Source organism: Pseudoalteromonas sp. DL-6, assembly GCF_004328665.1.
Classification (GTDB): domain Bacteria; phylum Pseudomonadota; class Gammaproteobacteria; order Enterobacterales; family Alteromonadaceae; genus Pseudoalteromonas.
Window position 1 is genome coordinate 2485579 of the sequence record NZ_CP019770.1, and the last position, 12590, is coordinate 2498168.

The following is a 12590-nucleotide window of genomic DNA, read 5'->3' on the forward strand; positions in this document are numbered from 1 at the left end:
TAAGGGCAAGTAATGGTCAACATTTTACTTAAACACAAAAGCGAGTTCCTCCATGCGTGATTATGGCAAGGTCTATACCCGCTTTTGGCTAAAACAAAACGTTTTGTCCTGGAGTGACTCAGCGAAGTTGCTAGGACTGTATTTGCTTACATGTCCACATTGTAATTTGCTTGGCTGCTTTCGATTGCCGATTGGTTACGTTGCTTCTGACTTGAACTGGGATGAGCAACAAGTTGCCAAGGCGTTAAGTGAGTTAGAACAAGATCAGTTCCTCATTCGTTGCGAGGGATCTGGTTGGACTTTGATTCGGAGCTTTCTGAAGCACAACCCAATCGAAAACCCAAACCAAGGTAAAGCAGCCTTTCGGTTGCTTAAAGATGTACCTGCCGACTTCGTTGGTATGGCATCGCTTTTGAAATCTCTTGCTGCTTTTCAAGCTCGGCTTCCAGAAGAATTTTCATCATTGTTTATGCCTGATGGCAGCCCGGTTAGGGACTCTCAACGGTCGGATGACTCTGAGAGAAGCAATAAACCAACAGTTAAAACGGTTGATTACATACAGTTTGAAGACTTCTGGGATGTACAAATACGCAAAGAAAAAAAAGCGAAAGCCAAAGAAGAATGGCTACGCATGGGCCTCAATGAAGACCATGAACTCGCCTTGGAAGTGCTTACACGCTGGAAAGAGCAACGAAACAACCGGTTGCAGTATCAAGATCGGACTAAGACCCCTATGCCACATAACTGGCTTTTAAACCGGCAATGGGAAGACGAGTACGTTCGCATTGATGAAGTACAGCAATCATCGACGAGCCTAAAGGGCAGCAATCACCAATTGAATATTGAAGAAAGCAATCGTCGTATTGCTGAAAGCTGGGCCGGATCCGGTATTCGGGAGGTTCGTTCAAGTGCAGGAGGTTGATAAACGCGAGTTTGCAGAAGTTTGGGGAGCAGCTTGGGCCATGTATGGCAAAAGCGTATCACCACAATTGCTATCCATCGCATTTGAAGCCCTTCGTGCTTATAGCATTGAAGAGGTACGAATCGGTCTGACTCGGCATATTCAATCACCGGATACTGGGCAATTTTTCCCAAAACCCGCTGACGTCATCAAGCATATCGACGGCAACTCGGGCTCAAGAGCCATGGTTGCTTGGAACAAAGTTAACAATGCTATTCGTCAGGTTGGCGCTTGGACATCCGTGATGTTTGACGATGCGCTTATCCACCGCGTCATTTCAGACATGGGTGGATGGGTTGAACTCTGCAAGGTTGATGACAGGGAGTACCCCTTTAAGCAAAAAGAGTTTTTAACACGCTACCAGGCTTACTTGCTGCGGGACGAAGTGGGTGAATACCCAAGGCTATTACATGGTATTGCAGACCATCAGAACCAGCAAAAAGGATTTGATATGCAAGCGCCGGTTGCCGTGGGCTACTGGTCAAAAGCAGCACAAGTTTATACGAGAGGCATCACCGACTTTAGCGCAGTGCCTTTAAAAAGAATAAGCCCGAAAGCCATTCAGGCGCTTCTCGGAAATCAATTAGAGGACAAAAATGAAAACGATTAAAGCAAAAACCATTGCCCTAGTGCTAGCCATATCCGCAAGCACTTCAGTCTATGCGTTTCCGGGCTATCAGTGGGAAAAAGCAGCACAAAGCGTTGGTATTGATCCAGTTATGCTCTACGCCGTTGCCTTGGCTGATTCGGCCTCACATCGAGGTCTCAACATGACCAGTCCATGGCCATACGCAATTCGCAATGGTTTAAATGCAACCTACGCCAAATCTAAGACAGAAGCAGAGCAACTGTTAAACCAGGCACTGCAAGAGAGTGAAAAATACCAGCTCGATATTGGCCTTATGCAAATCAATTTGCATTGGCATGGGCATCGGGTGAAATCAGCTTCGGAACTGCTAGACCCCATCACCAACCTTACCGTCGGCTCCAGTATTTTGGCCGAAGCAATCAAATCTTCACCAAACGATTTAGAGCTTGGCATAGGCCGCTATCACAGTTGGAACGAAGAGCGTGCACGCTGGTATGGGCAAAGAGTGCTTTCTATTTATCGCAATATTTTACATGAACTGGAGGTCCGTCAATGACAACCAATCAACAAGACTTCTATCAATTAAACTTGGCGTACCTGCACGCAGCACGGGAATTGGCGCGCATTGATCCGCAAGAGGCTGTCTTGCGCTTTGGACTTACACGCGATGTGGTTGATGCTCTGATTAATGCTGGTGTTGACGACCTGCAACGAGTGGCGACCTCATCATTCATGCTGTTTCAACCAAGGGGTAACCAAAGCCAACTGATTGAGATGGTGAAGAGCAAAGGCACAGGTATCCCAAGAATCGCTTATTTATTATCAACCTTAAACAACAAGGGGGATGCATGATTGATAATCTGTCCAAAAGTGAGCTGTTTACCCGAGCCTCGCTGCTTATTAAATACGGATTTAGAACAACCATTATCGCGCTCGATACTGGTTTGCCAATCCACATTATCAGAAGGCTTCACAAAGAAGTGACTGGCAAGTCACCTTGTCCTGGTCAATTGCCAGAATCTGATGCCATTGTTAAAAGCAGAAGAGCCTTAGTTGAAGGCTCCCTGCTGATGGCGCTTTATGTCAATATTGGTGGTGACAATGTCTACAAGCAATTAAATATTGATGCTTTGATGAAGGCTTACGATGCGTACTTGGTTGCAAGAGAAGAAGCAGATCTTCCAGCTGAGATCCCCTGGAAAAAACTGACCATCAATGAAGGTTGGGTTCTAGCTCGTGATTTAAGATCACAGCTTGCATCCTTACACCGGTGTCGATGCGGTAGTCTGTATTTGACGGTATCTCAACAGCGAATTCAGCTTAAATGTCCTGTGTGTGAGATTATGGACAAGCAAACCACTAGAGCACTTTTTGAGAACTAACATGCTGATGCATGATTTGATTGTGCACCGCCCGTGCACTTTGAGAGTACTAAGAAGATGACAAACTTACTTAAATCTTTACCAGCACGCTGCTGGTTTATATCATTGGGGCTTTTTCTGGCGACTTTGGCTGCGGCTCATTTTTTTCCATCAGAAATATTAACGGCATCTGCCAAGTTAGCGGCTTTGCCATTTCTGTTCTGCACCGTCGTTTTTTTCAGCTACTTGGGATTCAAAGCGACCTGTAACCCCATCGGTCTTATAGCCATCATCAGTATGCTTGTAGCAATCGCATATTGGCAAACGAGTTGGACAATTGTTGGTTTGGGACTCTTTTTCTTAGCTATTTGTACTGGAATTAGATTCTTGAGCAGCCAAGTTAAAGATTCGGGTAGAACTTTGAGCATTGAAGAAAAATGGTATTGGTATAAGCTCCATTCGTTTTTTGATGGCTTTTATCCAAGGTATCCCAAAAAGCCAAAAAAATAGCCAGCCCACCACAAGCTGGCTACCTTCTATTTTCAGTTCCTTCCTGATGCTTGGTTATAGGCCCTAATATCGATCAAGTTGTTCTGAACATAATCTCCCGCAAAGGATGCATTTGAGATCACGGCTATCTGCTTATCCACAAATGCTTTATCTTCTTCGGACACACTGTCAGGGATGTAAGCGCCACTCTCATCCTTTTGACGATACTCATTTAGCATTTGCTCCCTTAGACCAAGCATTTCAGGCGACCAATTCGATGAATCTTCAGAGTTGAATACGCGCCCCGCCAAACCTTCATTGAAAGCTTGAGCGAACACTTGACTTTGAATCGGGGTCAATCCCATTCTCTGCCCTTCGCTGTATGCTTCCTGTTTAAAATCATCGGCGTACTGTTCTAAGAACTCACCATACCGATTGTTAACTGCCGCACCGAATGCCCCTGCCAACATGGCTTCTGACTTAGTGCCCCAGTTTACCTCGGAGGCATACTGCGAACTCGATCCACTGTATGCATCATTAAACGCCGTCAATGGGTTTTCCAAAGAGGTTCCGGCATCAACGGCTGCTTTTAAGCCATTCCATGTTGATTTACTGGCTACCGTTGCATTGTGCAAGAAACCTCGTGAGCCAGGGTCCTCAAGCGCTTGCTCCTTGTAACTCTCATAGTCTTCACCAAAGTGATTCAAAGTATGCAGTGCAGCATCAGTATGCTTGCCACTGAAATCACCAATAGCACTGGCGCTGTTGAAGAACATTTCAGCACCAGAGACTCCGCTATCATCAGCCATAATGCGAGATCGCCACTGAGAGCCAGCTTCACTGTTTAGTCCAGATTGATAGGTACTTGTGTCAGAAATTACGGCCTGTTGGGCTTGTTGTTGATGCGCATTTAGTTGTCCATCAACACCAGACAGATTGGCTTGGTAAGCTGATTGAGCTGAGTTGAACTGCGTTTGAACAGTTGCAATATCCTCGTAGCCGCCCAATACACCCGATTCCACTTGGCTTTTAGTGCCACCAAAAGTAGGTGCAGCTGATGACAAGCCTTCATTAGAGCGCGGTTGAATTGATCGTAAATCGGCTCCGGTAGCCATGGCCATAACAGTTATTGCTGCTTGATAATCATTGTCTCGTTCAGCGGGCGTTGAGGAGTTGCTATAGGTTAAAGACTCCATAGCTGCGGCCACATACGCCTGATTATCATCAGGTAGCAAGCGCTGATACATTGGAAGGTTTTCACGTAATCGGTTACCTGCTTCAACATGCTGGTTCATATAACGACCTAAATAATCCATGACTTCAGGATTATCCGCCGCTAATCGAGTTAACGTCGCACCATCCGTGTTCCTTTGTCCTGATAGACTGTAGCTGGCCTGATCAAGCTCACTAAAGCGGTTTGATGCCGTGATAACGTCTTGTGCTGAACTCTGAAGTGACTGATAGTCTTGGTTAGACAACGACATTTCAACGCCAGAACGTCTTGAATCTGAAAGGTCCTTAACCATTGCATCGCGATACTCAGCACGTCGTGAATCACTCGATGCCAAGCTTTGCATCTCCCCAGTGAGTGTATTTGCGGTCGTAGATCGGGAACTGCCTTCTGACGACTCAACTTGGCCACTAAAGTTTCCACCTAAATCCAAGCCTGCTCGTACCCTTGATAGTTTTGGTACACGAGAAGAGTCTGGCTTATCAACTCCAGGCAAGTTACCCTGTGGAGAATCATTGCCGCCCGTACCAAGAAGCCTTCCAAGAAAACCCTTATCAGCAACTTCTTTCTCACCGGGATTAGTAATAGTTCCATCGCCACCGACCCTTAGGCCTCCCGATAACACGCCCGATACCAAGCCACGTACAGCGTCTTTTTTATCGTCTCCGAAACCATACCGTGTTTGCAGGTCATCAGTGACCTGATTAACAACGGCGCTAGATGCGGAATTCGAAGAACCGATCTGACGTCCAACCGAAGAAAGGTTGTCGTAACTTAGCTTTTCACCAAAGGTTCGACTCATGGTATTGCCAACCTGACGGCTAAAGGCTTGAGTTGCCTGAGTCATGGATTCTTTTGCAGAGCCGACCATTGAACCCACTGCGTTTCCGACAGAGAAACTGCTAAGTAGGTTTGACGCGCCGGTCATAGCAGAACCAGTGAGGGCTGAATTTTGGAACATTGACTGTGATTGCATTACCGGGGCATTTTTCGCGACATCTGGACTTGCCATCTTTTCTTCAATGGCATCACCGTTTTGAAGACGTCCAGCCAAGTGGGTAGCGGTTATTGCTGAGCCATACACGAGCATGAGCGAAATCGCCGGAACACTCGACGCCAACATGCCGCCAGTAGCTATCCAGGTTTGCAGCACTGAATCCATCTGCATCATCCCGGCAAAAGATGGCACTTCTGTACCTGCAAAGGCATCAAGAGCCGACATTTTCCCTGCAACGGTTAAATGAATATACAGGTTAATGATAGCCATGACAGGCATCCAAAGTTGAATCCAAAGCAGGATTAACAAGTACTTCCCGGCCATTCGCATCCCGATTTGGCCAAGGGCTATCACAAAAGCCATCAAAGGGGTGATGGCGTAAATGAAACCCTCAAAAAACGTCATCATCGGACGAACGATACTTTGGAACAGGGTCTGCTCCGCCGCCCATTGCGTATTGCGCTGCCCAATCGCCTGGTTAACCATCACGGCTGCGGTGAAAGCTTGATCATCCATATACTTGCCTGTCACGCTTTGCTCATAAATAGGCAAAAGCACCGACGCGGTCATGTACTCTTGGGTGTTAACCGAGGCCAAACCAAGGTTATTCAGTGCATTTCGGATCACGTCATCAGTATCCGTTGCTGACGAAGTCCCCAATGAGGCTGACAAAACCTGTTTAAGCCTTGGAATGAAGGTTGATTCTGTCATGAGTTTCAGTTGGCTATAGGCATCGGTGCAGTCCAGATCGCTACTGCTACCACTGAGCATGATGCGTGTGCCATATATGCGCGAATCAAACCTAATCGCAGTCATCGGGTTAGGATCACTCAGCACCTGATCTAGGTTCTTTTGGCCGATGTCGATGCCAATCAAGGTGCATTCTTTGATGTAGTTAAACCACGATTGCTCGATGTCCGAGCCGCCGACACGATTTGCATCACCCAACCCAGAGCGATCCATCACCTGTTTTCTCACTTTAATCAGTGACTGTAAACTGGATGCAAAGCCGTATTCCGTCATCGCGGGAGTTGAGAACGCCGTTTCAAACAATCGCGTGATTTGAAAGCCAACAGTCGAAATCGTACTACCTGCGGCAGCAACACCGATGGGCAAATTATCAACCACTCGAACTTGTCCCGTGTACGCATCCTCAATGCTCACTCGGGTACTGGGCCCAAACATGGTTGCAAAGACTAGCCATGAGACTAAAACGTGTTGAAAGTTAATCCCACGACCACCTTGCATTAAGGCCTGAACAGAGACCATCAATACCCCAATGAGCAAGCCAATGCGAACCATTGAAGTAAAGTCGCCTGTACCAGTGATCATCGCGACAGCATTCAGGACCTGCTCTAAAAAAGCCGAATCCCCGATGGAATAGATTTCCCACATTATCTATCCCCCCAGCGCCGTAGATTTAACGGTGTAATAACGCTGTTTGCGAATGGTCTGAATCACCTGATTAAAATGCGCCAGCAACTCTTGCTCTGAGCCGTATCTTCGCTGTAACGCGGCGTACTCCTCATTGATTTGGCGACGTGCACGTTCAAGGTCTTCCGTTAACAACTTCGCATAGGCATGATCTTCCACACCGGAGGTGCTTCTAGCTGCATTGAGCATATCTTCAACCAATGCTCGGGCCATCTCAACAGCAATAAATGGTGCCGCTCTTGAAGCAAACGACCTAGCGGCCCCTTCATTTAATGCAGAAAGTGTTCGAATCATGCCGCCAATGCTTGCAGGAGCCGAGGTCATAAAAGCCTTCTCGGTGGTGCTAGCTGCCCCAGTATTTCGAGCAAACTTAAAAATAATGCCGTTACTAGAACCTGTACCTAGAAGTAAATTTTCTACCTGAGTTGATAACCCGGTAAGGGTCACGTTAGTGATTGTTGGATTCAAACAGCCGTCTTGTGTCACTGTGTCACATCGGTACATAGCGACGTTACCGCCATGAATTAAATGCTCAATAGTCACTTTATTGCCATTCAGCCTGGTCAGTTTTGGGGCTTTACCTTGGCCATCAGCGGCATTAGCTAGATCGCCAACAATGATCGAACCAGTCACCGACATAACCGCTTCAAGAAAACGGTCATCCCCCGATGCAAACCAGCTTGATGCCGAGTGACGTTTCAATGCTCGCCAAACCAAATTACCTTTAATCGTTTTGTTCACATCAGACGCCGCGACACTCGAAGCTTTCTCATATGGGTTCTTACCATTGGATTCACTCCAACTGGTAAAAACGTCTCCAGCCCCTTTAAGTGAGCTCAACATACTGGCTTCTGTTTGTCCCTTCTTACCAAAGGCAGCCAGGGTACCGTTCACGACTCCCTGAGCCATTTGACAGGAATTGCCGAAATACTCGTTCAACTGCTGGATTTTCTTTTGCAGTGTCTCCATGTGCTGGGAGCATTTCTCACACATAGCACTGAGCGCCAATTGGAATGCATATCCCTTGGCGTTTGCAGCAACAGAGCGAAGTAATTGAACAAACTGATCCGCGTTAACAAATGACAAACTTCCAGCGAACATATCAATGCCGCCACAACCGGCTTGGAATGACGGTGGCACCATAGAGACGAGGTTCTCGTTCATGATCCTGTTACGAACAACAACACTTCCTCCAGATATAACGCCACGCCGCTGACTCTCGAATATACCAGGCGCAGTGGTGTTGGTCATTGAACCAAATAACTGGTTCATCTCCTGTTGCAAGCTTGCTTGGCTCATAGACGAAAAACCAATCGCACAGGCGATTAGCGATACTTGGAATACTTTTTTCATCGTTATAACCCTCCTTGTGCACGCAGATAGCGAACAAGGAACTCAGGGTCCTGTAATATCTTTTCGTTAAGCTCTTGGGCTGACATCGCGAGTGACACGCCGGGCTGAACAGGCCTGGTGGCATAGTAAGTTTGATCGTCAATCCAACCGGCTTGATGAGCTGCGAGAATGATTCGATTATTGAGCTCATCAAGGCTCATTGCGCCTTGGCCAATGGGAGTGATGACATTAGGCGGATCAACTAAGAACACGGCAGGGACAGTCGTAACGGACAAGGATTGTGCTTGTCCTGAATCGACTTTGTAATTGGGAAACTCTCCACCGGGTAAAGGCAAGCCATCGACAGCAATAGCAAACACCTCGAAACCGTAGTTCAAGGCCATAGATTCGATGATAGGCGCTTGAGCATGGCAATAAGGGCAATCTGAACGATAGAAAAAGAACAAGCCAGCCCGTTTTGCTACCTCACCTAAAGCAACATCCCGTTGAGCTCCAGCTTCTCGATCCATCCGATTGGCGGCATAAGTCGCCAAGGGTCTGCGACTGATTTCATCCAAAACAGGATCGCCCATGACCACCTGCTGACTAACATCAGCAAATAGTGAGCCCTTATCCATCATGACACGCTGAAGATATAGATAGGCCCTGACGTTCTCATTCGTCGGCTCATCTATTGCCTTATCCATGAACGACTGCATGTACTCACGAAACCAGGCAGCACTGAAGGGCTTTAGCTCGCTCTGACTGGGCTCCACGACACCAGATTCCGGCTCTGTAAGCTCATCGGGTTGTTCAGGTTCAGGGATGACCTGATACCAAAACCAGCCTTCCTGACCACGCTGATAGAATGGCCCCTCACTGGCATGGGCGGGCAAGATGAATAGAAAGAAAATAATGATTGGGATGGTCACCCATAGGATAAACCAAGGAAACAAGGGGGTTCTCATTGTCAGCTCCAGAAAATTTCATAGAACTAACATGCTAAAGATCCCCGTAAATGCGATTGGCCAGATAGATGAAGGAATTGTGTGTGTTTCTAACGGCCCATTGTGTTCAGGAAAATAGCTAAAACCTTCAAATCCACATTAATAGCCAGTGATATTTCATGTTGTACTTAGATCTGTTCCATTCTAACAATAGCAACATTAGCTATTACAAGTCCTGTTAAATTGTTACTGTGTACATTCCTCATCAGGGTCATAAAATGTCGCAACCTATTTAGCATCAGATCGGAATGATTGTTCCAGCTTATGGAAATAGGGTAAGTCTATGTTGTGGTCAAACTAAATTTGCCCGCAGCTAAAAACATAGCTTGAGCAGAATCAGCCAAGTTTGGTGGGGAAATACTAGGCTAATAGAAGCGACTAACTATCTAAAAAATCAATAGCCCAAGCCTATACACTATGCTGATGATAGTCGATTGAGTATTTATAAAAATAGAGCTGAGAGTGCATTAAAATCATTTGTGATAGGTCGCAAATTGGCTATTTAGTCAGACGGCTAATGCTGTTCATGCCAGTGCCACGCTTTACTGCATTGTCGAAACTGCAAAGATCAATAGTCTAATCCTATTTGATTCCATCATGGCTTACCTTAATGAACTCTACCAACCAGAGCCGTATATCGACAGCTTGTTACCTTAGAACTTTAAAAACCAGATGTGGTTGTCCATTGCTTACAGTGTATTAGTGGTGATTCACATAGTGTTAATCTGACCAAAAAATTCTTCATATTGCGTAACTCCAACTTGTAAAAAAGGAGTTTTTCTATCGCCACAATTCCTATAAATCACAAAGAATTGTGACGTAAAAATAGATTGATTTATCTGCATGCTTTTGTTTTTTAAATAATAGTATTTAATAACCGATATACACAGCTATCATCAGCATGACACAAGCTAGTAAGATAAAAATAACAACTAATGGCAAAATAAATTTTGCCCACTTCGACCAGCCAACCTGAGCAATCGCAAGATAAGCCAACAGTGTCCCTGATGTTGGGGTGATCATATTGGTAATACCATTACCAAATAGGAATGCCAGCACTGTGGTTTGAGGAGCCACTCCGGATAGCTGACTCACTGGCCCCATAATAGGCATTGTAACCGCCACTTGCCCGGATGTTGAAGGTATAAGAACATCAAGTACTAATTGTGTACCAAACATACCAAGCGCTGCAATATATCGATTGTCTTCACCAATAAAACTCACCAATGAGTGCACAACAAAATCCAGAACCTTACCTTTTTGTAAGATGATAGCTATCGCAAAGGCTACACCGATTAAAAAGCTCGCCATTAGAATCTTTTTCATACCTGAGACAAAGGCTTCTGCAGCTTCATTTGCACCTAAACCACTTTGGATCGCTAATAATAAACTCAGCGCGATATAGTAAGCCGTGAGTTGTTGCTTTTCCCATTGCCAATGGTTCGACGCATAAACCAATCCACCCATACCAATTAGCAAAGTAATAAGCATTAGTAAATGACGGGTACTTAATGGCTTTGTCTCTAAAGCTAAATCGACACCTTTCGTAAAACCTACCCCCTTAATTACCCACAGCATAAAAGCGATACCAACCAGTAAATAGATGGTAAAAAAAACGGCCCGCAGACCTGCCCCACTGAAAATTGGTAAGCCTAACAAAGGTTGTGCTATGGTGAGTGGTAAAGGATTTGTAATCGAACTTAAATAACCCACTTTCACTGCAACTGTAACAACCCCAAGGCCAATTAAATTCGACATACCCAAACGTCTAGCAAGCTCGACCATTAAGGGAATAATCAGTAAATATTCAGATGCCAACCCTAATAAAGTACTACCCAAAGCAAATATCAGCATTAAGCAACTGACTAACCAATAGACATTACCACTCACGGCACTCAAAAGACGTTCAAGCCCTGCATCGACTGCACCAGATTTACTTAGTATGCCAAATAAGCCTCCAATCACCAACACCATAAAAATCAGACTACCACTTTTTTGTAATCCTTCAGGAACTGCAAGCAGTAAGTCAACCAATCCAACCGGACTCGCTGTGCCTGCGGGATTATCGTCAACGGATTCAAACAACTGCATTAAAGAGTTATCTTTTGGAATAGTCTGATAACTACCCGGGATCACCAAACCATCTTCTCGCTGATAACTACCAGACTCAAACAGATAAGTCAGCGATCCTGCCAGCAGCAAGATAAATAACAGGATAACTAACGGGTGACTTCCGCCTCCTAAGGACGATGGCGAATTTAATTCAACAGTTTTCTGAGGTGTCGATTTCATTCTTCACCTCTCACATCTAACAATCGCTCTCGAATATAACCAACAACTATTTGTGTAACACGCTGCAGATCTGCCTGCAACAAATCAAAATTTGCACTTCGACAAAACTGTTTTTCATTCATATATAAAGCTCGATTGATTTCAATTTGAATACTGTGTTGACGTTCTTTCGGCTTACCATAGTTGGTGGTGAGATAGCCGCCTTTGTAAGGATAATTCACAGCTACTCTATAACCGACCTGACGAAAACTTTGCACCACCAGAGCAGTGAATTCAGGATCTGTAGAAGTACCATCTAAATCACCAATGACAATATCGGCACGTGGTTGATTATCGTCAATATTCATCGCATTGCCTCTAGATTTCATCGAATGGCAGTCGATATGCCACACTTGCCCAAACTGCTGCTTCAATTGCCCTAATAAAGTCTTTAGGCACATGTGATAGGGCTGATAGTATTGGGTAATACGTTTAACAACTGCGCATGTAGAAAGCGAATTTTTATACATTGGCTGGCCTGGTAAAGCCAATGCCCGGATCAATCCCATGCCTCTATTACTATACTCTGAAGGTTGTAGATCGCCAGGCCATGGCTCTTCCAGTAAACTAGGATCAATATCATTTGGTGCACGATTTAAATCAATATACATCCTAGAGATCTGAGCCGCTAATAGTGAAGCACCTTGAGATGTTGCTGGTAACCACAACTCGTCAACAAAGGCATCACAACCAGTTTGAATTTGCTCAATGCTGGCTATACTTGCAAAGTCGCCGGGAAGCACCTGGCCGCTATGAGGTGAATCAAATACTAATGGGATTAAGTTGCCTTTTACTGGCTGATACAAGTGATAACTATCTGTCAAAATTTGTGTCATGTATACCTCGGAGATTAAGGCA

Annotated in this window: 11 protein-coding genes and 1 pseudogene; 7 read left to right on the plus strand and 5 right to left on the minus strand. The window is 45.4% G+C overall.

The features are described 5' to 3' along the window. Nucleotides 1–52 precede the first annotated feature (52 nt). From B1F84_RS11620 to eexS, 6 genes are read left to right on the plus strand one after another with little or no spacing between them, the layout of a single operon-like run. On the plus strand, nucleotides 53–922 hold the full coding sequence (locus B1F84_RS11620; RefSeq protein WP_131691501.1) for a hypothetical protein: 870 nt from the start codon (nucleotides 53–55) through the stop codon (nucleotides 920–922). After that, nucleotides 909–1571 (plus strand): DUF6475 domain-containing protein, encoded by a 663-nt coding sequence (locus tag B1F84_RS11625; RefSeq protein WP_131691502.1) that lies wholly within the window; start codon nucleotides 909–911, stop codon nucleotides 1569–1571. Before B1F84_RS11620 ends, B1F84_RS11625 begins: the two co-directional genes overlap by 14 nt. Then, a complete protein-coding gene (locus B1F84_RS11630; protein ID WP_131691503.1) occupies nucleotides 1558–2106 on the plus strand; it encodes a lytic transglycosylase domain-containing protein in 549 nt (182 codons plus the stop codon). The genes B1F84_RS11625 and B1F84_RS11630 overlap by 14 nt, the downstream gene beginning before the upstream one ends. Further along, nucleotides 2103–2402 carry a flagellar transcriptional regulator FlhD gene (locus B1F84_RS11635; protein WP_000210563.1) on the plus strand — a complete coding sequence of 100 codons (300 nt, stop codon included), beginning with the start codon at nucleotides 2103–2105 and terminating at the stop codon, nucleotides 2400–2402. The genes B1F84_RS11630 and B1F84_RS11635 overlap by 4 nt, the downstream gene beginning before the upstream one ends. After that, on the plus strand, nucleotides 2399–2932 hold the full coding sequence (locus tag B1F84_RS11640; protein WP_131691504.1) for a FlhC family transcriptional regulator: 534 nt from the start codon (nucleotides 2399–2401) through the stop codon (nucleotides 2930–2932). The genes B1F84_RS11635 and B1F84_RS11640 overlap by 4 nt, the downstream gene beginning before the upstream one ends. A gap of 57 nt (nucleotides 2933–2989) precedes the next feature. Then, complete coding sequence (gene eexS, locus B1F84_RS11645) at nucleotides 2990–3421, plus strand: entry exclusion protein EexS (RefSeq protein WP_131691505.1); 432 nt, start codon at nucleotides 2990–2992, stop codon at nucleotides 3419–3421. A gap of 32 nt (nucleotides 3422–3453) precedes the next feature. Here the strand turns inward: eexS and B1F84_RS11650 are convergent, their stop codons facing one another. The 3 genes from B1F84_RS11650 to B1F84_RS11660 are packed head-to-tail and all read right to left on the minus strand — an operon-like array spanning nucleotide 3454 to nucleotide 9362. After that, nucleotides 3454–7023: a conjugal transfer protein TraG N-terminal domain-containing protein gene (locus tag B1F84_RS11650; protein ID WP_131691506.1), complete on the minus strand. Its 3570-nt coding sequence runs from the start codon at nucleotides 7021–7023 to the stop codon at nucleotides 3454–3456. A gap of 3 nt (nucleotides 7024–7026) precedes the next feature. Beyond that, on the minus strand, nucleotides 7027–8415 hold the full coding sequence (locus B1F84_RS11655) for a conjugal transfer protein TraH (protein ID WP_131691507.1): 1389 nt from the start codon (nucleotides 8413–8415) through the stop codon (nucleotides 7027–7029). A gap of 2 nt (nucleotides 8416–8417) precedes the next feature. Then, nucleotides 8418–9362 carry a thioredoxin family protein gene (locus tag B1F84_RS11660; RefSeq protein WP_131691508.1) on the minus strand — a complete coding sequence of 315 codons (945 nt, stop codon included), beginning with the start codon at nucleotides 9360–9362 and terminating at the stop codon, nucleotides 8418–8420. 349 nt (nucleotides 9363–9711) lie between these two features. Here B1F84_RS11660 and B1F84_RS11665 point away from each other — a divergent pair. Further along, nucleotides 9712–10058 (plus strand): annotated as a pseudogene (locus tag B1F84_RS11665) (transposase); the annotation flags it as partial. A 213-nt stretch (nucleotides 10059–10271) separates the two neighbouring features. Here the strand turns inward: B1F84_RS11665 and B1F84_RS11670 are convergent. Both B1F84_RS11670 and B1F84_RS11675 read right to left on the minus strand, forming a co-directional pair. Continuing rightward, nucleotides 10272–11693 carry a YfcC family protein gene (locus tag B1F84_RS11670; RefSeq protein ID WP_131691509.1) on the minus strand — a complete coding sequence of 474 codons (1422 nt, stop codon included), beginning with the start codon at nucleotides 11691–11693 and terminating at the stop codon, nucleotides 10272–10274. Further along, nucleotides 11690–12568, minus strand: coding sequence for an N-formylglutamate amidohydrolase (locus tag B1F84_RS11675; RefSeq protein WP_131691510.1), 879 nt, complete (start codon nucleotides 12566–12568; stop codon nucleotides 11690–11692). The genes B1F84_RS11670 and B1F84_RS11675 overlap by 4 nt, the downstream gene beginning before the upstream one ends. Between the last annotated feature and the right edge of the window lie 22 nt (nucleotides 12569–12590).